Source organism: Actinosynnema sp. NPDC050801, from assembly GCF_040673975.1.
Lineage (GTDB): Bacteria > Actinomycetota > Actinomycetes > Mycobacteriales > Pseudonocardiaceae > Actinosynnema.
In genome coordinates this window covers 83918-105950 of sequence record NZ_JBFAQZ010000004.1, presented here as the reverse complement: position 1 = coordinate 105950, position 22033 = coordinate 83918, and the positions used below count along the sequence as shown (strand labels likewise).

Sequence of the window (22033 nt, the reverse complement as noted above, 5' to 3'; positions counted from 1 at the left end):
ACCGCGGCGGCCGTGCGACTGGGCAACATGAGTTCCAAGCTGTCGCAGAAGATGGGTCTGGGCGCCGGCGGCATGATCGGCGGCCGGGTCGCGCTGCGGCTCGACCCGCAGGCGTTGGCGCACTTGACGTCCGGTCGCTCGGTCACCCTGGTGACCGGCACCAACGGCAAGACGACCAGCACGATGATGCTCAGCCGCGCCGTGTCGTTCCTGGGCGAGGTCGCCACCAACCACGGCGGCGCGAACATGCCCGACGGGCACGTGACCGCGCTGTCCAAGCAGCCCGACGCGCCGTACGCGGTGCTGGAGGTCGACGAGGGGTACTTCCCCGAGGTCGTGCGGGCCGCGTCGCCCGCCGTGGCGGTGCTGCTCAACCTCAGCCGCGACCAGCTCGACCGGGTCGGCGAGGTGCGCACCATCGAGAAGTCGCTGCGCACGGCGCTGGCCTCGGTGACCGGGGTCGTGGTGGCCAACTGCGACGACATCATGGTGACGTCCGCGGCGCGTGACTCGGCGAACGTGGTGTGGGTGTCCACCGGCACGGGCTGGCACAACGACGCGGCCTCGTGCCCGCGGTGCGGCGACCCGATCCGGTGGCAGGGCGAGCACTGGCACTGCACCGGGTGCGACCTGGCCCGGCCGCGGCCGCAGTGGGTGACCGGTGACGGGTTCCTGGTCACGCCGAACGGCGTGAAGGTGGAGCTGTCGCTGCGGCTGCCCGGCAAGTTCAACCAGGCCAACGCGGTGATGGCGGCGGCGGCCGCGGCGGCGCTCGGCGTACCGGTGGAGGAGGCCGTGCAGCGGTTGCGCGCGGTGTCCAACGTGGCCGGTCGGTACCGGACGATCCAGCGGTCCGGACACCGGGCCCGGCTGCTGCTGTCGAAGAACCCGGCCGGGTGGAGCGAGACGCTGACCGTGGTCCGCGAGGCCGACCACCCCGCCGTGCTCGTGATCAACGCGCACGAGGCGGACGGGCGCGACCTGTCGTGGCTGTGGGACGTGCCGTTCGAGCGGTTGCGCGGGCGCCAGGTGATCGCGTCCGGCGAGCGGGCGACGGACCTGGCCGTCCGGCTGACCTACGCCGAGGTCGAGCACACGATCGTGCCGGACCCGCTGCTGGCGATCGACGCCATGCCGCCCGGGCCGGTCGAGGTGATCGCCAACTACACCGCATTCCGCGACCTGAACGCGAGGGCCGCCCAGTGAGCACCCGCCCGACGAGAACGAGCAAGGTCCAGATCGCGCTCGTGCTGCCCGACCTGCTGGGCACGTACGGCGACTTCGGCAACGCGGTCGTGCTGGAGAAGCGGATGACGTGGCGGGGCATCCCCGCCGAGATCGTCAACATCCGGTTCGGCGAGCCGGTGCCGGACTCGTGCGACATCTACGTCGTCGGCGGCGGTGAGGACACGGCGCAGACGCTGGCCGTGCGGCACCTGCGCGAGCACCCCGGGATGCAGCGGGCGGCGTCGCGCGGTGCGGTGATCCTCGGCGTGTGCGCGGGCATCCAGATCTTCGGCGAGTCGTTCACCCGGGCCGACCAGGTGACCCACCCCGGTCTCGGGTTGATCGACTCGACCTCGCACGCGGGCGGCAGCCGTGCCATCGGCGAGGTCATCGCCACGCCCGCCGACGGCCTGTTCGAGGGCATGTTGACCGGCTTCGAGAACCACCAGGGCCGCACCGTGCTGGGGCCGTCCGCCCGGCCGTTGGCGCACGTCAAGGTGGGCACGGGCAACGACGGCTCGGTGGAGGGCGCGGTCCAGGGCCGGATCCTGTGCACCTACCTGCACGGGCCCGTGCTGCCGCGCAACCCGCAGATCGCCGACCTGCTGATCGAGTGGGCCACGGGCGCCAAGCTGCGGCCCCTCGACCTGCCCGACGTGACCCGCCTGCGCGCCGAACGCGCCAAGGCCGCCGGCGTCTGACCGCAGGACACGCGTGTCCTACGTTCAGAACGCGCGTGTCCTACGTTCAGGTCGCGCGTGTCCTACGTTCAGGTACCCCGAGTTCAACGCTCAGGTCAGGCCGGGACGCGGGTGCGGCGGGCACGGGTCAGGGTGTAGTCCTCGGCGCGGACGGTCTTGGTGCGCATCCAGTAGCGCCAGGTGAAGCCCGGCCACACCGTGCGGTTGATGCCCTGCGCGTCGAGGTACCAGCTCTTGCAACCGCCCTCGGTCCACACGCCCTTGGACAGCTTGCGCTGCAACTGCCGGTTGAACCGCGCCTGGACCTCCGGCCGCACGTCGAGCTCGTCGGCGTCGTGGCGGTCGAGCAGCTCAAGGCACTGGCGCACGTACCGGATCTGCGACTCGATCATGAACACCACAGAGTTGTGCCCCAGCCCCGTGTTCGGGCCGAGCAGGAAGAACAGGTTGGGGAACCCCGAGACGGTGATGCCGTAGTACGTCTCGATGCCCTGCTCACGCCACTGCTTGGCCAGGTCGACGCCACCCTTGCCGGTGATGTCCAGGTAGTCGAACGAGTCGACCACGTGGAACCCCGTGCCGTAGATGATCACGTCGACCTCGTGCTCGACCCCCGCCCGGTCGACCACGCTGTTCGCCCGCACCTCGGCGATGCCGTCGGTCACCAGGTCCACGTTCGGCTTGCTCAACGCCGGGTAGTAGTCGTTGCTGATCAGCACCCGCTTGCAGCCCATGGTGTAGTCGGGCGTCAGCTTGGCCCGCAACGCCTCGTCGGGCACCTGGCCGCGCATGTGCCGCCGCGCGATGTTCTGCGCGAACTCCATGATCTTCGGGTTCACCGCGAAGCCGAGCGCGCTCGACTCCCGCGTCCAGTACACGAAGTTGCGGTACAGGCGCTGGGTGACCGGCAGCGCCCGGAACAGCTTCTGCTCCCACGTGTTGATGGCCCGGTCGACCTTGGGCATGATCCACGGCGGCGTGCGCTGGAACAACGTCAGCCGACCGACCTCGTCGGCGATCCGCGGCACGAACTGGATCGCGCTCGCACCCGTGCCGACCACGGCGACCCGCTTGCCCCGGAGGTCGTAGTCGTGGTCCCACTGCGCCGAGTGGAACGTCTTGCCCTGGAACTCCTCGATGCCGGGCAGGCTCGGCACGTTCGGGATGTGCAGCGCGCCCACGCCCGCGACCACGGACTTCGCCGTGTAGGTGTCGCCGTTCTCGGTGCTGACGTGCCAGACCTTCGCGTCCTCGTCCCACCGCGCGCCGCTGACCTTGCTGTTGAACCGGATGTGCTCGCGCAGCCGGTACTTCTCGGCCACGCGCTTGAGGTAGTCCCAGATCTCCGGCTGCCGGGCGAACGTGCGCGACCAGCGCGGGTTCAGCTCGAACGAGAACGAGTACATGTGGGACGGGACGTCGCACGCGCAGCCGGGGTAGGAGTTGTCCCGCCAGGTGCCGCCGAGGTCGCCCGCCTTCTCCAGCACGACGAAGTCGCGCTCCCCGGTGCGCTTCAGCTCGATCGCCATGCCCAGGCCGGAGAAGCCCGTGCCGACGACCAGGACCTTGACCTCTCGGTGCACGCCCGTCTCCTCCCGGTCGGCTTACGTACTCCCGAGTAGGTTACTCGAAGTAAGTTACCTCCGGTAGTCTCCACTTCGTGACCACCACCGAGCCACGCCGGCGGCGGATGCCCAAGGCGCAGCGCAAGGCGCAGATGCTCGACATCGCCGAGGGAGTCTTCGCCGAACGCGGGTACCTCGCGGCGTCGATGGACGAGATCGCCGAACGGGTCGGGGTGTCCAAGCCGATGCTCTACGAGTACTTCGGCTCCAAGGAGGGCCTGCTCATCGGCTGCATCCACCGGGCGCGCACGGAATTGCTCGACCGCACGCAGCAGGCGATCACCGGCGCGGACGGGCCGGAGGACGTGCTGCGGCGCGGCCTGATGGCGTTCTTCGAGTTCATCGCCGAGCACAAGCAGTCATGGTCGCTGCTGCGGCAGGAGGCGGCGATCACCGTGCCGTCGGCGGTGGACGAGGTCGAGGGCATCCGGCGGCAGCAGACCGACCTGATCGCGGCCGTGATCGGCGGCTTCGACTCCGATGTGGACCCGGTGGAGGCCGAGGCGTTCGCGGAGATCGTGGTGGGGTCGACCGAGCGGCTGGCGCTGTGGTGCGAGCGCAGGCCCGAGGTGGGGCCCGCGCGCGCGACGGCCTACGTCATGGATGTCGTGTGGCGGGGTGTGGCGCGCCGGCTCACGGCTTGAGCCCCACCCGTCCGGTCACCCGCGACGCCGGCGGCCGAACAGCAGCAGGAGCCCGCCGGACAGCAGCACGGCCAAGCCGCCGATGCCCGTCCACAGCGGTGCGGCGCCGGTCGAGGCCAACGCGTGGCTCGCGGACGACGACGCCACCGCGCGGGGCGGCACACCGGCGGGCACGGTGGTCACGAGCGGCACGGTGCCGGCGGTGGTCGTGGTCGTCACGCCCGTCGTCGTGGTGACCGGGGTGGTCGTCGTGGTGACCGGGGTGGTCGAGGTGGCGGACGTGCCGCCGACGTTCGTGGTGGACGTCGAGGTCGCGGACGTGCCCGAGACGTCGGTCGTCGTCGTGGTCGCGCCGGTGGACGTCCCGCCGGTCCACGGCGTCGTGGTCGTCGTGTGAGTCGTGGTCGTCCCGTAGGCCGAGGTGGTCGTCGTGACCTTGGTCGTGGTGGCCTTCGTCGTGGTGGTGTGGCACGGGGGATCCCCGCGGTGCTTGCACACGTCACCCCGGACCTGGTCTCCCGACCCCCCGGGCACCCGCCAGGGTGGATCGGCCAACGCCACGCCCGGCGCCACCAGCAGCCCGAACACCAGGCACACCGCCACACTCATACGACGACTCATCAGGACCTCCCGAACCAAGGGGTGTTGCTCCGAATGGCCTATCGGCCGCGTACAGCCGTGCGTTACCGCACGTGTACGGTGCGTGCATGACTTGAGGATTGGGCCATTCGGGCTAAGCCGCCGGGTTCGCCCGCGGTCGGCGCGTCGTACCGGACCCGGCTCGACGTCGACAACTCCAGCCGGCCGCCACCCGACAGCAGGAAAGACCGGCGATCTCAGCCGGAACGCAGGTCAGCTGGGGGAGACAACCGATGAAAGGCCGACGCATGCCCAAACTCCCCATCACCGCGAACTACCGACGTGCCGGCGACGACTGGGCGATCACCGTGCGTGCCGCCGGCAAGGAGCTCGACGCCACCGCGCCGGGCTTGATCGCGGCCCGACTCGCGGCCGACCAACTGGTCGACGAGATCGCGCCGGGGTGCGCCGACCGTGCCGTCGTGCACCTGCTGGACGGCGACGCGCTCGCGTTCTCGGTCGCCTACTTGCACACCCGCGCGGGTCTGGCGCCACCGCCGACGGGGTGAACCCGAAGCCGCGCCACGCAGGAGCACGTGGTCGAAGCCCGATTCCGGGTGCTCCGGCCTAGGATGTCCGGCCAAAGGCGACAGGAGCGCGAAATGGCCACACCGGTGTACAGCGGGGCGTCTCGGACCCCGCAGCGAGGCAGACCGAGAGACGCCAGCCGGGACGACGCGTTGCGACAGGCCGCGCTGGAGGTGATGGCCGAAGTCGGGTACCGCGCGCTGACGATGGACGCCGTCGCGGCGCGCGCCCGTGCGGGCAAGGCGACCATCTACCGGCGGTGGGAGTCGAAGCTCGACCTGGTGATCGACACGTGCACGCAGTTGGCGCAGCAGAACCTGGCCGAGCCGGACACCGGTTCGCTCGCGGGTGACCTGCGGGAGTTCCTGAGCGCGTTCGCCGCGTTCCTGTCCGGCCCGATCGGCAAGGCGGCCCAGGCGCTGGTCGGCGAGCTGCCGCACGAGCCCGAGCTCGCCTCGGCGTTCCGCGAGACGTTCCTGATCGCCCAGCGCAACGTGCTGCGGGGCATCCTGGACCGTGCCGATGAGCGCGGCGAACTGCGCCAGGACGCGCCCCGCGGCATGGCGGTCGAGCTCGCGGGCGCGGCCCTGATCTACCGGCTGATGCTCACCGGGGACCCGTTGGACCTGCCCTTCGTGGACCGCGTGGTGGACCAGGTGCTGCTGCCCCTCGTCGCCAAGGGGCAGTAGGCGACCTCAGCGGAACAGCTTGCGCAGCAAGGCGAACCCGACGAGCACGGCCACCGCGATCAGTGAGTACTTGATCCTGGGTTCGTCGAACTTCGCGCGCACGCTCTGCTTGCCGGACTCGACGAAGCGCTGGGGATTCGCCCTCGTCCCCAGCTCGTCGAGGGTCACCGCCAGCGCGTTGCGCGCCTGCTCGATCTCACGCTGGATGGTGTCGGGATCGCGAGCCACATCTCCTCCTAGCTGCTCCGTGACCACAACCGTAGTTGAGACGCGGGAACGACGTTGACCGGACCGGCCGAGGAGTGCTTTTATAACGCTGTTTCCATTCAATGGAGGAGCGTCATGGCCGCCATCCGGTTGTCCCCCGCGTCCTGTCGCCTGGCGGGTGTGCTGTTGCTGAGCGTCGTCGGCGTCGAGTTCGGCGGCCGGTTCCTGACCACCGTGGCGCAGGGCGAGGTCCAGGTGACCGAGTTCCAGCAGTCGTTCTTCCGCGCCGGGCACGCCCACGCCGGCGTGCTGCTGATCCTCGGCTTGGTGTGCCTGCTGTACGCCGACGTGGCCGACCTGCGTGGTCCGTGGGGTTGGGTGACCCGGCTGGGCGTGCCGGTCGCCGCGATCCTCATGCCGGCGGGTTTCTTCTTCTCCGCCATGGGAGAGGGCGTGACGCGGGCCAACGGCCTGGTCGTGCTGCTCTACCTGGGTGGGGCGAGCCTGGCGGCGGGCGTGGCGTCCCTCGGCATCGGGCTGCTGAGGCCTGCCGATAAGCTGGCGACGACGGGCTCGTAGCCCAATTGGCAGAGGCACACGGTTTAGGTCCGTGCCAGTGAGAGTTCGAGTCTCTCCGAGCCCACGTCACCGGTCGCCCTCGGCGTTCGCCGCCGAGGGCGTTCAGGCCGCGTAGCGCAGGACTTCCAGCATCGACTGGGGGTCCACCGCGGACGGGTCCGGTTCCTCGCAGGCGGCCAGCTCGGCGCGGATCGCGGCCACGTCCAGGCCGGTGCCGATCAGGACCAGCTCGGTGCGCCGCGGTCCCGGCCACGCCGAGCGCTCGAACCGCAGGAACGCGCCCACCGCGTGCAGGCCGAACCGCTGCCGGTGGCCCGGCACGTCGAACCGCACGAACCCCTTGATCCGGTACAGGCCCTTGGGACGTGCGTCGAGGAACGCCATGAGCCGCACGGGGTTCATCGCACCGCCGGTGAACTCCACGCTGTCGTAGTGCACGTGGTCGTGCTCTTCGTCCACCAGGTCCTCGAAGGACAGTTGGCCGAACCGCTCGCGCGGCCGCGGGTCGAACAGCAGCGCCGGGTCGACCCGGCCGAACGACGAGCGGACCACGGGCACGCCCGGTTCGAGCCGGTCGATCTCCGCCGCGAGCGCGGAGGCGTCACCGACCCGGTCGACCTTGTTCAGCACCACCAGGTCCGCCACGCGCAGGTGCCGGGCCAGGTCGTCCGGGAACTCCGCCGCGTCGACCAACAGCACCAGGCCGCCGTAGGTCAGGCGGGGGTTCTCGCTCGCGAGCACCATCCGTGCCATGGCCTGCGGTTCGGCCAGGCCGCTCGCCTCGATCACGATGACGTCGACCAGCTGGTCGAGCTTGGCGAGCATGCCGTCGAGCTCGCTCACGTCAACGGCGCAGCACAGGCAGCCGTTGCTGAGCGACACCGTGGAGTCGACCTGGCCGGCCACGCTCATCGCGTCGATGCCGATGGCGCCGAAGTCGTTGACCACCACCCCGATCCGGGTGCCGCGGCTGCCGCTGAGCAGGTGGTTGAGCAACGTGGTCTTGCCGGAGCCGAGGAACCCCGCGACCACGATCACCGGGATCCGCTTCACGCCGACCGATCTTACGGGTGCGCCTGAGCGTTGAACTCGGGTGTTCTGAACGTAGGACACGCGCGTTCTGAACGTAGGACACGCGCGGGTTGGGGGCGCGGGGTCAGGTCATCAGGGTGATGAAGTGGTCCATGGCGGCGGTCACGGCTGGTTCGTCGTCGGTGGCTATCAGGTCGAGCAGGAGGCCCCGGGCGACGGCCAGGCCCAGGCGGGCGCGGGCGGCGGCGACGTCGGGCGGGTGGCCCAGGGAGCGCTGGATGGCCTCCACCGGTTCCAGCCAGTCGGTGACGATGCCGTCCAGGAGGGGTGTCGTGCCGGGGCGGCCCTGGGCGGCTTGGGCGTAGAGCTCGAAGAACAGCCGTTCGTGGGCGCGCAGGGCGGGGTCGGTGAGCGTGCGCCAGAACGCGCGGGCGGCCTCGGCCGGGTCGTCGGTCGGCAGGGAGGCCAGCACGGCGCGCTGCCTCGCCTCCACCTCCCGCACCACCTCGACCAGCAGGCCCTCCATCGAGCCGAAGTGGTAGATGAGCATCCGGTGGCTGGTGCCGACCGCCTCGGCCAGCCGACGCAGGCTCAGGTCGCCCAGACCGCGCTCGGCCAGGTGCTCCACCACGGCCGTGAGCAGGCGCTGCCTGGCCGCCCCTTGTTCCGTCATGTACCGGATGGTACATGTACCACATGGTACAGCGAGTCGACGTCAGGGTGCGCAGCGCCGCACCACCGGAACGGGTATACCGCCTGGTCGCGGACAGCTCGACGTGGCCGCGGTGGTCGCCGGTGCTGCGGTACGAGCGGGAACGCGCCGGTGACGCGAATGGGGTCGGCGAGGTGCGGGTATTCCACAACAAAGGCCGCAAGGCCCTCACGAGGGAGGAGGTCGTCGAACTGACGCCGAACCGGCGGGTGGGCTACGTCCTGCTGTCAGGTCTCGCCATTCGCGACTACCAGGCGTTCATCGACCTCGAGCCGGACGGCGACGGGACGGCGATCCGCTGGTACTCGTCGTTCGAGCCGAAGGCACGCGGGACGGGGTGGCTCTACCGCCTGGTGCTCCAGGCCGTGATCTCGCGGTACGCCCGGGGTCTGGCCGCACACGCCGCACGCTGAACCACCGCGTCCGGCACTGGGGTTTTCCACACCCCGTCGTGCGGTCGGCTTCATGGTGACGGGCTCGGCGCGTTCGTAACGTGAAGACATGGATGTCGTCTCGTGGGTCACCGACCTGATGGAAGCGCTCGGCGCGCCCGGCGCCGGGATCGCGATCGCGCTGGAGAACTTGTTCCCACCCCTGCCGAGCGAGTTGTTCCTGCCGATGGCCGGGTTCACCGCGAGCCAGGGCAAGATGAACCTGTTCGCCGCGATCCTGTGGACCACCGCCGGTTCGGTCGTCGGCGCCCTCGCGCTCTACTACCTGGGTGCCGCGCTCGGCCGTGACCGGATCAGGGCCATCGCGCAGCGGATGCCGCTGATGAAGGTGTCCGATGTGGACCGGTCCGAGGAGTGGTTCGCCCGGCACGGCAAGGCGACGGTCTTCTTCGGCCGGATGGTGCCGATCTTCCGCAGCCTCATCTCGATCCCGGCGGGCGTGGAGCGCATGCCGCTGCCCGGTTTCCTGCTGCTGACCGCGGCGGGCAGCCTGATCTGGAACTCCGCGCTGATCCTGGCCGGGTACGTGCTCGGCGAGAACTACCACCTCGTGGAGCAGTACACGGGGATCGTGTCGAAGGTGGTGCTGGGCCTGGTGGCGCTGGCCGTGGTGTGGTTCGTGGTGTCCAGGCTCACCAAGAAGGACCGGGACGAGTCGGACGACGAGCCGGCTCACGCGCGCAAGTAGCGCAGGATCGCCAGCACCCGCCGGCTGTAGCCGTCCACATCGGACAGGCCGAGCTTGTCGAAGATCGAGTTGATGTGCTTCTCCACCGCGCTGCGCGACACGTGCAGCCGGGACGCGATCGCGTTGTTCGTGTGACCCTCGGCCATGAGCGCCAGCACCTGCCGCTCCCGCTCGGTCAGCACGTCCAACGGGTGGCTCTTGCGGGCCAGCAACCGCCGCACCACCTCCGGGTCGAACGCCACGTCACCCGCTCCGACCCGGCGCAGCGCGTCCAGGAACTCCTCCACCTGGACCACCCGGTCCTTCAGCAGGTAGCCGACGCCGTCGGCGTGCTCGGTGAGCAGGTCGACGGCGTAGCGCTGCTCGACGTACTGCGACAGCACCAGCACGCCGACGCCCGGGAACCGCCTGCGGATCTCCAACGCGGCCTTCAGGCCCTCGTCGGAGTTCGTGGGCGGCATCCGCACGTCGGTCACCACCACGTCCGGCAGGTGCGCCGCCACCGCGCTGATCAGCGCTTCCGCGTCGCCCACGGCGGCGGGCACCTCGTGGCCCTCCTCGACCAGCAGCCGCACGAGGCCCTCGCGCAGCAACGTCGAGTCCTCCGCCAGGATCACCCGCACGGTACCTCCGCGGTGATCACCGTGGGGCCGCCCGCCGGGCTGGCCACGCCGAACGCGCCGTCCAGCGCGAGCACGCGCCGGTGCAGGCCGGCCAGCCCGCCGCCCGCCGGGTCCGCTCCCCCGACGCCGTCGTCCGCGACCCGCACGCGCACCGCGCCCGCCTCCTCGGTGATGTCCACGTCGATCATGGTCGCACCCGAGTGCTTGGCCGCGTTGGTCACCGCCTCGCACACCACGAAGTAGACCGCCGTCTCGACCTGCGGCGCGGCGTCGAGCGGCGCGCACCGGATCCGCACGGGGATCGCGGACCGGTCCGCGACCGCCTCCAGCGCGTCGACCAGGCCCAGCGAGTCCAGCGCCGCCGGGTAGACCCGCCAGGCGACCTCGCGCAGGTCCTCCAGGACGTGCCGGGACTCCTCGTGCGCCTGGGCCAGCAGGTCGTCGGCGTGGTCGGGGTGGCGGCGGGCACGGCCGAGCAGCATCCCGAGCGCGACCAGCCGCTGCTGCACGCCGTCGTGCAGGTCGCGTTCGATGCGCCTGCGCTCGGCGTCCACCGCGGCCACGATGCCCGCCCGGCTCTCGGCCAGTTCGTCGATGCGCAGGCGCAGCAGTTCGGCCTCGCTCGGGCCGAGCCAGCGGCGGGCGACCTTCCCCTCCAGCGCGATCACACCGATGATGCCCTGCACCTCGATGTAGAGCAGGACCACGCCGATCAGCCCGGTCCACAGGAAAGCGGTCCAGTCGTCGGAGGGGTCCAGGCCGCCCTTCGGACCACCCGCGAACAGCCGGTACAGCACGATCGCGCCCATCGCCAGCCCGTAGAACAGCCAGGCCAGCACGAACCCGCCGAACAGGCCGACCGGTGCGCGCACGGCCAGGTACCGCACGGCCTGCGCCCGCGTCGGTTCCGCGCTGTCGATCCCGAGGAACGCCCGCAGCCGCCGTCGTTCCAGCCCCGCGACCCGGACGGCCACCTTGCGGGCGAACACCACGACGAGCAGGTCCAGCAGCGCCGAACCGAAACCGAGCACCAGTCCGGCGACGGCGCGCAACCCCCTGTGCACCTGGTCGAGGCTAGTCGACCCGATCGTGCTATTGGCTATCGCCAACCCTGTGCACAGGATTTGTGGCGTGGGCACAATAGCGGTCGTCGGCGCAGGTCAAGCGGGTCTGGTGTTATCGGCGGCGCTGCTGCGCGCCGGATGGCGGGTCACGCTCTACTCCGACCGGACGGCAGAGGAGCACCTCGGCGGTGGTGGCCGGCCGACCGCCTGCCTGTTCGGCGACCAGGTGGAGTACGAGGCCGAGCTGGGCCTGGACTTCTGGCCCGAGGCGTCCCGGATGCGGCGCATCCACCTGGACCTGTTCACCGACGACCGGTCGCTCGCGTTCTCCGTCGACGCGCCGCTGCGCAAGCCCGCGCTGGCGGTCGACCAGCGGTTGAAGTTCGCCGCCGGGCTGCGGGAGGTCGAGTCGCGCGGCGCGTCGGTGGTGATCGGCGCGGTCGACGTGGACGACCTGGACGGGTTGGCCGCGACGCACGACCTGGCGGTCGTCACGGCCGGGCACAAGTCGCTGACCGGCCTGTTCGAGCGCGATCCGGAGCGGTCGGTGCACTCCGAGCCGCAACGCAGCCTGTTCATGGTCAACATCCGCGGGTACGACATGGCGGCCCGGCCCGAGCACCGGGAAGGGGTTTTCTCGTTCCTGCCGGGCACCCTGGAGGTGTTCTGGATCCCGTTCCACGACAAGGACGTCGGCGAGTCGCGCAGCATCGTGGTGGAGGCCACGCCGGGCGGCCGTGCGGACCGGTTCCAGGACGTGACCTCGGCCGACGAGGGCCTGGACGTGCTCAAGGGCGTGGTGGACGACATGCTGCCGCACGAGTCGGCGTTCCTGCGGCCCGCCCGCCCGACCAGCCCGGTGACCTGGATCAAGGGCCGGATCGTGCCGGTGGTGCGCAAGCCGGTGGCCGTGCTGCCGTCCGGGCGGCACGTGCTCGGCCTCGGCGACGCGGTCGTGCTCAACGACCCGCTGGCCGGCCAGGGCGCGAACAACGCCACCCGGATGGCCCGGTTCTTCGCCGAGGAGCTGACCGCGCACGGCGGGCCGTTCACCGCGTCGTGGCTGACCGAGCGGTTCGACGAGTGGTGGGAGCGCGGCCGCTACACCAGCGACTTCTCCAACGGGCTGCTCGCGCCGCTCACCGACGCCCAGCAGAGCGTCATGCTCGCCGCGTCACGCCGGGAGGACATCGGCGAGCAGCTGTGGGAGGGGTTCAACGACCCGTCGTCGCTGTTCCCGTGGTTCTTCGACGCGGCGGCCACCCGCGAGTTCCTGACCCGGCGCAACGTCGGCCGGCTGGACGTGCTGCGGTACAAGCTGGGCGTCGGCGCGCACCTGCTCGCCCAGAAGGCGGCCAGGCTGGTCAAGCGGCCTGTCGGCGGGACAGCGACGCCTTGATCTCCTTCGCCGCCGCACGACCGGCCCGGGTGGCGCCGACAGTGCTGGCCGAGGGGCCGTAGCCGACGAGGTGCACCCGCGGGTCGGCGACGACCCTGGTGCCGTCGAGCCGGATGCCGCCGCCGGGCGTGCGCAGACGCAACGGGGCCAGGTGGTCGAGCGCGGCGCGGAACCCCGTCGCCCACACGATGTCGTCGGCCGCCTGGTGCGTGCCGTCGGACCAGGCCACACCGTCCTCGGTGATCCGCTCGAACATCGGCCGGCGGTCCAGCACGCCGGTCTTGAGCGCCTCGCGGACGGCCGGGGTGAGGCTCAGGCCGGTCACGCTGACGACGCTGCGGGGCGGCAGGCCCTGGCGGACGCGTTCCTCCACCTCGGCGACCACGGCACGGCCGAGTTCCGGCGTGAACGGCTCGTCGGAGAACTCCGGCTCGCGGCGGGTCACCCAGGTGGTCGAGGCGGCGTGCCGGGCGATCTCCAGCAGCTGCTGCACCGCGGACGTGCCGCCGCCCACGACGACCACGTGCCGCCCGGCGAACTCCGCCGGCCCCCGGTACCGCGAGGAGTGCAGCTGACGGCCGCGGAACAGCTCCTGGCCGGGGTAGCGGGGCCAGAACGGGCGGCTCCACGTGCCGGTCGCGTTGACCAGGGCCCCGGTCTCCCAGACGCCGTGATCGGTCTCCACGCGCAGCAGGCCGCCGTGGTCGCGGACGGCGTGCACGCGCACGGGTCGCCGCACCTCGATGCCGTTGCGGCGCTCGAAGTCGGCGAAGTACGCGGGGAGCACCTCGTTGGCGGGCGCGGTCGGGTCGGGTTCGGCGAACGGCATGCCCGGCAGGTCGTGGATGCCGTGCACGGTGGCCATCCGCAGGGTCGGCCAGCGGTGCCGCCACGCGCCGCCGGGGCCCGCGTCGGCGTCCAGCACGACGTGGTCGAGGTTCGCGCGCTTGAGGAAGTAGGCCGCGGACAACCCCGCCTGACCTGCACCGATGACCACCACGTCCATGTCCTGGTCAACGCCGGCGGGTGGCCGGGCACTTCCCGGTGTCGGGACCGTCACACCAGGAAGGCATTCGGGGTCTTCGGCGTTGGTCGAAGGCATGACCCTCCTCCGCGACGTGCCGCTGTCCGCGCTCGACCTCGCCCCCGTCACCACGGCGACGGACGCGCGCACGGCGCTCAAGCACACGCGTGAGCTGGCGCAACACGTCGAACGGCTGGGCTTCACCCGGTTCTGGCTGGCCGAGCACCACAACATGCCCGGCATCGCCAGCTCCTCCCCCGCGATCCTCATCGGCCACGTGGCCGACGCCACCACCACGCTGCGGGTGGGCTCCGGCGGCGTGATGCTGCCCAACCACCCGCCGCTGGTGGTGGCCGAGCAGTTCGGCACCCTGTCCGCCCTGCACCCCGGCCGCATCGACCTGGGCATCGGCCGCGCGCCCGGCACCGACCAGCGCACCGCGCAGGCGTTGCGCCGCACGGCCGGCCCGCTGTCGGTGGACGACTTCCCGCAGCAGCTCAGCGAGCTGACCGGTTACTTCAACGGCACCGAGGAGCTCAACGCGATGCCCGCCGAGGGCAACAAGCCGGACGTGTTCCTGCTCGGGTCGAGCGGGTACAGCGCGCAGGTCGCGGGCCTGCTCGGGCTGCCGTTCGCGTTCGCCCACCACTTCAGCGCCGAGAACACGCTGCCCGCGCTGGCCCTGTACCGCGAGCGGTTCCGGCCCTCCGAACGGCTGGCGGAGCCGTACGCGCTGGTCTGCGCCTCGGTGATCGTGGCGGACACCGACGAGCACGCCCACCGGATCGCCGGTCCCGGCGCGCTCGCGTTCGTCAAGCTGCGCAGCGGTCGGCCCGGCCCGCTGGCCACCGACCAGGAGGCCGCCGACTACCCGTACACCGACGTCGAGCGGCTGATCTTCGAGGACCGGATCGCGTCGCAGGTCATCGGCTCGCCGAAGACCGTGGCGGCGGAGCTGGAGCGGTTGCTGGAGGAGACCCGGGCCGACGAGCTGATGGTGACGACGATGGTCGCCGAGCAGTCGGACCGACTCCGGTCCTACCAGCTCCTGGCGGACATCGCCCCACGGTCGACGGCTCCGCGTTCGTCCGTTCAGGGTGCGTCCGAACGGGTGAAGACCGAAGTATAGGTGTAGCGGTTCGGCCACCGGCCGCGATGATCAGAGTGGAGCGCGCACGCCCCCCGACGCGCTCCCCAACTTCCGGGCGGCAACGCCCGCCCGGTGCTCGGCCGCCGCCGACCCGCGTGGGTGCCGCCAGGTGTGGTGCCGCCCACGCGGGCAGCCGTGCGTCATCACGGCTTGGCCACAGGCAGGCACCAGGTGCGAATCAAGGACCGGGTTCGGCCACCCCTCACGCCCCGGCACCGTCATGGTGGACGCAGTCGCACTCAAGCCCACCGCCGGGGCGGGAAGGGGAGGTTCGTGAAGTTCGCCAGACTGGCCGTCGGCCTGTGCCTCGGCCTGGTAGTGGCGGGATGTGCGGACCCCTCCGACATTTCCACGCCCCCGAGCCCGTCCGCGGTGGCCGAGCAGCGCGGTGACGCGCCGTCGTCGGTCGAGTTCACCGCCTTCGGCACGCAACGGGTGTGGAGCAACGGCATGGCCGTCACCGTCTCGCCGCCCACCTCGCTCAAGCCGAGCGACACGTCGTTCCCGCAGTCGCCGCGCACCGCCGTGTTCACCCTCACCGTGGTCAACGGCGCCAAGACCCCCTACCGGACCAGCCAGCTGTCCGTGCGGGCGCTGGTCGACGGCCGGCCGGTGGCCGAGGTGCGCGACTCGGTCCAGGGCCTCAACGGCGTCGGCGCCGCGGTCAACGAGGTGGCGCCGGGCGCGGAGACCGTGCTGACCGTGGCGTTCGCCGTGCCCGCCGACCCCGTGCGGCTGCAGCTCCTGGTCGAGCCGAACGGCGCCGACCAGGACCCGAGCGCGACGTTCGAGGGCGTCGCCTGACCTTGTAGCGTCTCGGGCCATGACCGAGCAGAAGCGCCTGTCACCGGGCGAGCAGGCCCCGGCGTTCACGCTGCCCGACAGCGAGGGCAAGCCCGTCTCGCTGTCCGACTACCTCGGCCGCCGCGTGGTCGTCTACTTCTACCCGGCTGCGGGCACGCCGGGCTGCACCAAGCAGGCGTGCGACTTCCGCGACAGCGTCGGCGACCTCGCGTCGTCGGGCTACGACGTGGTCGGCATCTCGCCGGACAAGCCGGAGAAGCTGGCCAAGTTCGCCGCCGAGGAGGGCCTCAACTTCCCGCTGCTGTCCGACGTCGACCGCAAGGTGCTGGGCGAGTGGGGCGCGTTCGGGGAGAAGCAGAACTACGGCAGGACCGTCATGGGCGTGATCCGCTCGACGTTCCTGGTCGGCCCCGAGGGGAAGGTCGAGAAGGCCATGTACAACGTCCGCGCCACCGGCCACGTGGCCAAGCTGCTGCGCGAACTGCCCGCCTGATCACCCGTACGACCGATTGCCCGGTGTCCTCCCCTGCCCGAACCTGTCGGCTTGGGGCAGGGAGGACACCATCGCCATTCTGGAGGCGGCGGCCGGCAAGCTCGGTGGGGCCGTGGCGCAGCACGCGGCGAAGTCGTGGCTGGAACGCAGGCGCAAGTCGGGTGACCGCACGGCGTCGTTGGCCGCGCTGGCCGCGCAGGAGCTGTCGTCGCTCCGCCAACGAGCGCGCCTGGATCACCTGATCGAGGGAATCGGCCACCAGGTCGGTGACCAGCTCGAACCGCTGCTGGCGGCCAAGTTCGCCGCGCTGCCGGAGCATGAAATCACCGCTGCCCTGGACGCCGTGGTCGACGCGTTGGGTTCGCTGGACCTGTCCGACGAGGCGCTGCTCGCGGCCGACGCCGAGCCCGAGCTGCTGGCGCGGCGGGTGCGCGCCACGCTCGTCCGCGACGCCGGGCTGTCCGAGCGGGCGACCCGGCTGTACGAGGTCGCGCTGGACCAGGCGTGCCGCTACCTGGTGCAGGTGATCCGCCACCTGCCCGCGTTCCAGCCGCGCGCGTTGGCCGAGGTGCTCGGCCGGGCGTCGCAGCAGACCGCGTTGCTGGACGAGGTGCTGGCCCGCCTGCCGCGCACCAGCCTGCACGCGCCGACCGGCGTGGACACCGACGAGGAGTTCCGCGACGAGTACCTGCGGTACGTGGCGGCGGGCCTGGACCGGCTGGAGCTGCTCGGCCTGACCATGCGCCACCGGCCGAAGCTGGCGTTGAGCGTGGCCTACCTGAGCCTGAGCGTGACCGACGGCGACCGCCGTGCGGCCGAACGCGGCGCCGACCGCTGGTTCGGCGGCGACGTCGAGGGCGGCGGCTCGCTGCGGGTGGAGGCGGCCATCGGCGGCGCCGACCGCACGCTGGTGCGCGGCGAGGCCGGGTCGGGCAAGACGACGCTGCTCGACTGGCTCGCCGTGACCGCGGCGCGGGAGGCGTTCACCGATCGGCTGGCCGCGTGGAACGGCTCGGTCCCGCTCGTCGTCCGGCTGCGCCGCTACGCCGACTCGCCGCTGCCGCGCCCGGAGCAGTTCCTGGACCACGAAGCGGGGTGGCTCGCCGGTCTGATGCCGACCGGCTGGGTGCACCGGGTGCTGCGGTCGGGGCGGGCGCTGGTGCTGGTGGACGGCGTGGACGAGGTGCCCGCCGGGCGCCGCCGGCTGGTGAAGGTGTGGCTGCGCGAGCTCGTCACCGCGTTCCCCCGGGCACGGGTCGTGGTGACGTCACGCCCCGCCGCGGCGGACCGGCGGTGGCTGGCCGACGAGGGCTTCGGCTCGGTGCTGCTCGACCGGATGAGCCCGGACGACGTGCGAGTCTTCCTGCGGCGCTGGCACGAGGCCGCACGGGACGCGGAGTCCCTGCCGTGCCCGCCGGAGGACCTTCCCGAGGCCGAACGCCGACTGCTGCGCCAGCTGGGCAACCGACCGCACCTGCGGGCGTTGACGGCCAGTCCGCTGCTCTGCGCGATGCTGTGCGCGCTCAACCTGGGCCGCACCTCGGAGTTGCCGCAGAGCCGGATGGAGCTGTACCGGGCCGCGTTGACCATGCTGCTCGACCTGCGTGACGCCGAGCGGCAGATCGCCGGGATCCTCACCGGCGCCGAGAAGACCGTGCTGCTGCGTGATCTGGCGTGGCGGCTGACCCAGGCGAACCGGAGCGAGTTCCCGATCACGCGGGCCACCGAGTTCGTGTCGCACAAGCTCCGCTCCGTACCCGGTGTCGACCTCGGGGCGGACGCGGTGCTGGCGCACCTGCTGGAGCGCAGCGGGGTCCTGCGCGAACCGGTGCCGGGCCGGGTGGACTTCGTGCACCGCACGTTCCAGGAGTACCTGGCCGCGAGCGAGGCGACCGAGCTGGAGCACGTGGAGACGCTGGCCGGCAACGCGCACCTGGACACGTGGCGCGAGACGATCGTGATGGCGTGCGGGCACGGGAAGCGTTCGCAGACCAGGGCTCTGCTCACCCAGATCCTCGACCGGGCCGACGAGGAGCCCCGCCACGCCCGTCACCTGCGGCTGCTGGCGGCCGCGTGCCTGGAGACGGTGACCGAGGTCGACCCGGAGGTGCACGCGCGGATCGAGGCCGTGATCCGGGAGCGGTTGGCGCCACCGCGAAGCATCAAGGAGACGCGTTCGCTCGCCTCACTGGGCAGCCGCGTGCTGCGCTACCTGCCGGACACCCTCGACGGTCTCTCGGACTCCGCCGCCGCCGCGACCACGCGGGCCGTGGCGTTGACCGGCAGCGCCGAGGCCATCCCCCGGCTCGCCCGCTACGCCCAGGACGGCCGCCAGGGCGTCCAGACCGAGGTCGTCCGGGCCTGGGACTACTTCGACCCTGAGCGCTACGCCCACGAGGTGCTCGCCCACGCACCGCTCGACGACGGCCTTCTTGAGGTGGAAAGCCACCGCTTCCTGCCGCACGTGGCCGCGCTGCGGAACGTCAAAGAGGTCGCGGTCAGGTTGACCCTCGGCGACGTGCACCACGACCTGCACTTCATCGAGGGCGTTCCCCACCTCGCCGAGTTTTGGGTGTGGCTGCGCGGCACCGTCGACCTCCGGCCGCTGGTCAAGCACCCGTCGTTGCGCCATCTCGCGCTCCTCGACGCGGGTGGCTACGACCACGTCGAAGTGCTCCGCGACCTGCCGAACCTGCGCGGCCTGCACTGGTACGAGCAGGCGGGCACGCGCGACCTCGGTTTCCTGCGACACGTGCCCGACCTGGTCGATCTGTCATTCGACCGGGTCGACGCGGCGGCCGACGTCGACCTGATCTCCGAGCTGCGCAGCTTGCGGGACGTGAGCTTCAACGGCTGGCCGGACGGCGTCAGCCTGGCGCCTCTGGGCAAACTGCCCGAACTGCACCGAGTGCGGTTCGGGTGGGACACGTCACCCGCCGTCCTCGACGGGATCGAGCGGCACCTGCCCGGTTTGCGGCGGTTGATCCTGGTCGGCGACATGGTCGACAACCTCGACGCCGTCACACGCCTCTCTCACCTGGAATCGGTCTACCTCTCCAGGTGGCAGGACGCCGATCCGATCGACCTGCGTCCACTGCGCGACATGTCCGTGACGGTGGAGCTGGCGCGGAGAAGCAACCCGATCGGGATGGAGGAGCTGGGGCCGAACGTCACCGTCCGCCGTTACCGCTGAGCGAGCTCTCGCAGGTGAGGGAGGAGCAGGCGCAGGGCGCGGCCCCGGTGGGAGATCTCGTCCTTCTGGTCCGGGGTCAGTTCGGCGGAGGTGACGTCGTGGCCCTCGGGGCGGAAGATCGGGTCGTAGCCGAAGCCGTTCTCGCCGCGCGGCTCGCGGGTGATCGTGCCCCGCCACTCCCCCCGCACGACGGTCTCGACGCCGTCCGCGGCGACGAAGGCGGCCGTGCAGACGAAGGCCGCTCCCCTGCGCTCGTCCGGCACGTCGCGGAGCTGGCCCAGGACCAGCTCCAGGTTGGCCTGGTCGTTGCCGTGGACGCCGGACCACCGGGCCGACAGCACGCCCGGCATGCCGTTGAGGGCGTCGATGGCGATGCCCGAGTCGTCCGCGACCGACGGCAGGCCGGTGGCGTTGTAGGCGTCCCGCGCCTTGGCCAGGGCGTTGCCCTCGAAGGTCGGGTCGGTCTCCGGGGCTTCCGGGAACTTCGGCACGTCGTCCAGGCCGAGCACCTCGACTCCGGCCAGCCCCTCGGCCAGCAGGATGCGGCGCAGCTCGCCGAGCTTCTTCTTGTTCCGCGACGCGAGCAGGACCTTCACCGCTTCCTCGCCTTCGGCTCGGGCAGCACGCCGGGGTAGGGCAGGGCCAGCGCCTCGGCCTGGATCCGGTTGAGCTGCGCGCAGCCCTCCAGGGCCAGGTCGAGCATCTTGTCCAACGTCGACCGCGCGAACGTCGCGCCCTCGCCGGTGCCCTGGACCTCGATCAGCGTGGCGGCGTCCGTCGCGACGACGTTCATGTCGACCTCGGCGCGCGAGTCCTCCTCGTACGGCAGGTCCAGGCGAACGCGGCCGTCCACGACACCGACCGACACCGCCGACACGGCGCAGGAGAGCGGCTGCGGGTCGGCCAGGCGGTTGGCGGCACCCAGCCAGGTGACGGCGTCGGCCAAGGCCACGTACGCGCCGGTGATGGCGGCGGTCCGGGTGCCGCCGTCGGCCTGGATCACGTCGCAGTCGATCACGATCGTGTTCTCGCCGAGCGCGGCCAGGTCGATGCACGCGCGCAGCGACCGCCCGATCAGGCGACTGATCTCGTGCGTGCGTCCACCGACCCGGCCCTTAACGGACTCGCGGTCACTGCGGGTGTGCGTCGCGGAGGGCAGCATCGCGTATTCGGCGGTCACCCAGCCGAGGCCCGAGCCGGAGCGCCACCGCGGCACGCCTTCGGTCACGCTGGCCGCGCACAACACCCGGGTGTTGCCGAACTCGATCAGCACCGACCCGGCCGGCCACTGCTGGAAGCCGCGGGTGATCCGGATGTCGCGCAGTACGTCGTCGTTCCTGCCATCGGTCCTCAGCACGGCACTACCCTATGTCGCTGAACCCGGGAGCAACCCACCGGCGTAGGGAGAGGCATGGCACTCGCAGACGACCTGGTGACGATCTTCGGTCTCCCCGCGCACCCGCTGCTGGTCCACGCGGTGGTGGTGCTGCTCCCGCTGGCGGCCGCAGGTGCGGCGGCGATGGCGCTGGTGCCGCGGTGGCGGCAGCGGTACGCGTGGCCGCTGCTGGGCGTGACGCTGCTGGGCGTCGGCTCGGTGCCGTTGGCGCAGTGGGCGGGTGACCAGCTGTACGCCCGGCTCGCCACGCTCGACAACCCGTTGATCCACCAGCACGCCAGCCTGGGCAACGACCTGCTGCCGTTCGCGCTGGGCTTCGGTGTGGTGGTCGTGGCGCTGCTGGTCGCGGGCCGCTTGGCCGACCGCGAACGTGCCGCCGCGGTCGAGGACCCGGCCGTCCCCAAGACCTGGCGCCGCATCGCGGTGGTCGTCGCCGTCCTCGTCATCGCCGCCGGCGCGGCCGCCACCGTCCAGACCGTCCGCATCGGCCACAGCGGCTCCACCGCCGTCTGGGACGGCGTGGGCACCACCTGACCCCCACGGGAGTCCAACCCCCAGCCCCCGCGAGTCGAACGCTCAGGTCCCGCGAGTCGAACGCTCAGGTATCCCGAGTTCAACGTTCAGGACCGCAGGGGCCGAACATCCCGCGTACCTGAACGTTGAACTCGTGGGGCCTGAGTGTTCGACACGCCCGGTCTGGAGGTTCGACTCGCGCGAGTTGGAGGTTCGACTCGCGAGGCCTGGAGGTTCGACTCGCGGGTCAGGTGGGGAGGGTCAGGGGGGTTGGTGGGGAGGACTTGAGGGTGCGGGTGACGGTGCACAGTTGGTCGATGGCGCGCAGGACAGCGGTTTCGAGGGCCGCGCGCTGCGCGTCGTCCAGCTGGGAGATGTCGTAGTCCAGCGCGACCGGCACGCTGGCCAACGAGTGACCGTCCGCCGAACGCACGTCCTGTGCACGCGCCACCAGGCCACCGTCCACCCGACGCGTCACCAGCGTCTCCGCCGTCACCGCCGCACAGCCCGCCGCCGCCGCGAGCAGCAGCTCGACCGGCGTGAACGCGCCCTCGGCACCCTTGCGGCCGACGCGCACCGAGGCGCCCCGGTCGTTCGTGGCCACGAAATCGTGCTGACCGACCCACCGCACCTCGACGTCCGACACGCGAT

At 71.5% G+C, this 22033-nt stretch carries 25 protein-coding genes and 1 tRNA gene; 15 read left to right on the top strand and 11 right to left on the bottom strand.

Translation table 11 applies throughout. The features are described 5' to 3' along the window. The first annotated feature begins 27 nt into the window (after positions 1–27). Together AB0K14_RS10905 and AB0K14_RS10900 are read left to right on the top strand one after the other, a co-directional pair. A complete protein-coding gene (locus AB0K14_RS10905; protein ID WP_360451929.1) occupies positions 28–1206 on the top strand; it encodes a MurT ligase domain-containing protein in 1179 nt (392 codons plus the stop codon). Then, positions 1203–1928, top strand: coding sequence for a glutamine amidotransferase (locus tag AB0K14_RS10900; protein ID WP_360451927.1), 726 nt, complete (start codon positions 1203–1205; stop codon positions 1926–1928). Before AB0K14_RS10905 ends, AB0K14_RS10900 begins: the two co-directional genes overlap by 4 nt. Before the next feature lie 95 nt (positions 1929–2023). Here the strand turns inward: AB0K14_RS10900 and AB0K14_RS10895 are convergent, their stop codons facing one another. Next, positions 2024–3511 carry an NAD(P)/FAD-dependent oxidoreductase gene (locus tag AB0K14_RS10895; RefSeq protein ID WP_360451925.1) on the bottom strand — a complete coding sequence of 496 codons (1488 nt, stop codon included), beginning with the start codon at positions 3509–3511 and terminating at the stop codon, positions 2024–2026. A gap of 107 nt (positions 3512–3618) precedes the next feature. Here AB0K14_RS10895 and AB0K14_RS10890 point away from each other — a divergent pair, with 107 nt between their 5' ends. After that, the gene (locus AB0K14_RS10890; RefSeq protein WP_360452153.1) at positions 3619–4197 is read left to right on the top strand and encodes a TetR/AcrR family transcriptional regulator; all 579 of its coding nucleotides are present in this window, start codon (positions 3619–3621) and stop codon (positions 4195–4197) included. Between the two features lie 15 nt (positions 4198–4212). Here the strand turns inward: AB0K14_RS10890 and AB0K14_RS10885 are convergent, their stop codons facing one another. Next, a complete protein-coding gene (locus tag AB0K14_RS10885) occupies positions 4213–4806 on the bottom strand; it encodes an LPXTG cell wall anchor domain-containing protein (RefSeq protein ID WP_360451923.1) in 594 nt (197 codons plus the stop codon). Between the two features lie 278 nt (positions 4807–5084). On the opposite strand from AB0K14_RS10885, the gene AB0K14_RS10880 reads away from it, so the two are divergent. Both AB0K14_RS10880 and AB0K14_RS10875 read left to right on the top strand, forming a co-directional pair. Further along, the gene (locus tag AB0K14_RS10880; RefSeq protein WP_360451921.1) at positions 5085–5345 is read left to right on the top strand and encodes a hypothetical protein; all 261 of its coding nucleotides are present in this window, start codon (positions 5085–5087) and stop codon (positions 5343–5345) included. A 63-nt stretch (positions 5346–5408) separates the two neighbouring features. Continuing rightward, the gene (locus AB0K14_RS10875; RefSeq protein WP_360451919.1) at positions 5409–6053 is read left to right on the top strand and encodes a TetR/AcrR family transcriptional regulator; all 645 of its coding nucleotides are present in this window, start codon (positions 5409–5411) and stop codon (positions 6051–6053) included. Between the two features lie 6 nt (positions 6054–6059). On the opposite strand, the gene AB0K14_RS10870 is transcribed toward AB0K14_RS10875, so the two are convergent. Next, a complete protein-coding gene (locus AB0K14_RS10870) occupies positions 6060–6281 on the bottom strand; it encodes a DUF3618 domain-containing protein (protein WP_360451917.1) in 222 nt (73 codons plus the stop codon). 114 nt (positions 6282–6395) lie between these two features. On the opposite strand from AB0K14_RS10870, the gene AB0K14_RS10865 reads away from it, so the two are divergent. Next, the gene (locus AB0K14_RS10865; protein WP_360451915.1) at positions 6396–6839 is read left to right on the top strand and encodes a hypothetical protein; all 444 of its coding nucleotides are present in this window, start codon (positions 6396–6398) and stop codon (positions 6837–6839) included. Beyond that, positions 6830–6903: transfer RNA gene (locus AB0K14_RS10860), tRNA-Leu, on the top strand. Before AB0K14_RS10865 ends, AB0K14_RS10860 begins: the two co-directional genes overlap by 10 nt. Before the next feature lie 38 nt (positions 6904–6941). Here AB0K14_RS10860 and AB0K14_RS10855 read toward each other — a convergent pair. After that, positions 6942–7892, bottom strand: coding sequence for a GTP-binding protein (locus AB0K14_RS10855; RefSeq protein WP_360451913.1), 951 nt, complete (start codon positions 7890–7892; stop codon positions 6942–6944). 103 nt (positions 7893–7995) lie between these two features. Further along, complete coding sequence (locus AB0K14_RS10850; RefSeq protein WP_360451912.1) at positions 7996–8544, bottom strand: TetR/AcrR family transcriptional regulator; 549 nt, start codon at positions 8542–8544, stop codon at positions 7996–7998. A 23-nt stretch (positions 8545–8567) separates the two neighbouring features. Between AB0K14_RS10850 and AB0K14_RS10845 the strand changes: the two genes are divergently transcribed. Both AB0K14_RS10845 and AB0K14_RS10840 read left to right on the top strand, forming a co-directional pair. Next, positions 8568–8996 (top strand): SRPBCC family protein, encoded by a 429-nt coding sequence (locus tag AB0K14_RS10845; RefSeq protein ID WP_360451910.1) that lies wholly within the window; start codon positions 8568–8570, stop codon positions 8994–8996. A gap of 88 nt (positions 8997–9084) precedes the next feature. Beyond that, on the top strand, positions 9085–9723 hold the full coding sequence (locus tag AB0K14_RS10840) for a DedA family protein (protein WP_360451908.1): 639 nt from the start codon (positions 9085–9087) through the stop codon (positions 9721–9723). Here AB0K14_RS10840 and AB0K14_RS10835 read toward each other — a convergent pair. Next, positions 9708–10346, bottom strand: a complete 639-nt coding sequence (locus tag AB0K14_RS10835) for a response regulator transcription factor (RefSeq protein WP_360451906.1) — start codon at positions 10344–10346, stop codon at positions 9708–9710. The genes AB0K14_RS10840 and AB0K14_RS10835 overlap by 16 nt on opposite strands. Next, positions 10337–11410 (bottom strand): histidine kinase, encoded by a 1074-nt coding sequence (locus AB0K14_RS10830; RefSeq protein WP_360451904.1) that lies wholly within the window; start codon positions 11408–11410, stop codon positions 10337–10339. The genes AB0K14_RS10835 and AB0K14_RS10830 overlap by 10 nt, the downstream gene beginning before the upstream one ends. Before the next feature lie 67 nt (positions 11411–11477). On the opposite strand from AB0K14_RS10830, the gene AB0K14_RS10825 reads away from it, so the two are divergent. Continuing rightward, complete coding sequence (locus AB0K14_RS10825) at positions 11478–12809, top strand: styrene monooxygenase/indole monooxygenase family protein (protein ID WP_360451902.1); 1332 nt, start codon at positions 11478–11480, stop codon at positions 12807–12809. On the opposite strand, the gene AB0K14_RS10820 is transcribed toward AB0K14_RS10825, so the two are convergent. Beyond that, positions 12775–13815 (bottom strand): FAD-dependent oxidoreductase, encoded by a 1041-nt coding sequence (locus tag AB0K14_RS10820; protein WP_360451900.1) that lies wholly within the window; start codon positions 13813–13815, stop codon positions 12775–12777. The genes AB0K14_RS10825 and AB0K14_RS10820 overlap by 35 nt on opposite strands. A 94-nt stretch (positions 13816–13909) precedes the next feature. Between AB0K14_RS10820 and AB0K14_RS10815 the strand changes: the two genes are divergently transcribed. From AB0K14_RS10815 to AB0K14_RS10800, 4 genes are all read left to right on the top strand, one after another. Then, a complete protein-coding gene (locus AB0K14_RS10815) occupies positions 13910–14962 on the top strand; it encodes an LLM class flavin-dependent oxidoreductase (RefSeq protein WP_360451898.1) in 1053 nt (350 codons plus the stop codon). A 294-nt stretch (positions 14963–15256) separates the two neighbouring features. Next, on the top strand, positions 15257–15787 hold the full coding sequence (locus tag AB0K14_RS10810) for a hypothetical protein (protein WP_360451896.1): 531 nt from the start codon (positions 15257–15259) through the stop codon (positions 15785–15787). A 19-nt stretch (positions 15788–15806) separates the two neighbouring features. Continuing rightward, positions 15807–16280 carry a thioredoxin-dependent thiol peroxidase gene (bcp, locus tag AB0K14_RS10805; RefSeq protein WP_360451894.1) on the top strand — a complete coding sequence of 158 codons (474 nt, stop codon included), beginning with the start codon at positions 15807–15809 and terminating at the stop codon, positions 16278–16280. A gap of 16 nt (positions 16281–16296) precedes the next feature. Then, positions 16297–19473 carry an NACHT domain-containing protein gene (locus AB0K14_RS10800; RefSeq protein WP_360451892.1) on the top strand — a complete coding sequence of 1059 codons (3177 nt, stop codon included), beginning with the start codon at positions 16297–16299 and terminating at the stop codon, positions 19471–19473. Here the strand turns inward: AB0K14_RS10800 and rdgB are convergent. After that, the gene (gene rdgB, locus AB0K14_RS10795) at positions 19464–20069 is read right to left on the bottom strand and encodes an RdgB/HAM1 family non-canonical purine NTP pyrophosphatase (RefSeq protein ID WP_360451890.1); all 606 of its coding nucleotides are present in this window, start codon (positions 20067–20069) and stop codon (positions 19464–19466) included. The genes AB0K14_RS10800 and rdgB overlap by 10 nt on opposite strands. Further along, positions 20066–20830 carry a ribonuclease PH gene (gene rph, locus AB0K14_RS10790; RefSeq protein ID WP_360451888.1) on the bottom strand — a complete coding sequence of 255 codons (765 nt, stop codon included), beginning with the start codon at positions 20828–20830 and terminating at the stop codon, positions 20066–20068. The genes rdgB and rph overlap by 4 nt, the downstream gene beginning before the upstream one ends. A gap of 54 nt (positions 20831–20884) precedes the next feature. Here rph and AB0K14_RS10785 point away from each other — a divergent pair, with 54 nt between their 5' ends. Continuing rightward, complete coding sequence (locus AB0K14_RS10785) at positions 20885–21403, top strand: DUF2231 domain-containing protein (protein WP_360451886.1); 519 nt, start codon at positions 20885–20887, stop codon at positions 21401–21403. Positions 21404–21629: 226 nt separating this feature from the next. Here the strand turns inward: AB0K14_RS10785 and AB0K14_RS10780 are convergent, their stop codons facing one another. Beyond that, on the bottom strand, positions 21630–22028 hold the full coding sequence (locus AB0K14_RS10780; RefSeq protein ID WP_360451884.1) for an OsmC family protein: 399 nt from the start codon (positions 22026–22028) through the stop codon (positions 21630–21632). Positions 22029–22033: the final 5 nt, after the last annotated feature.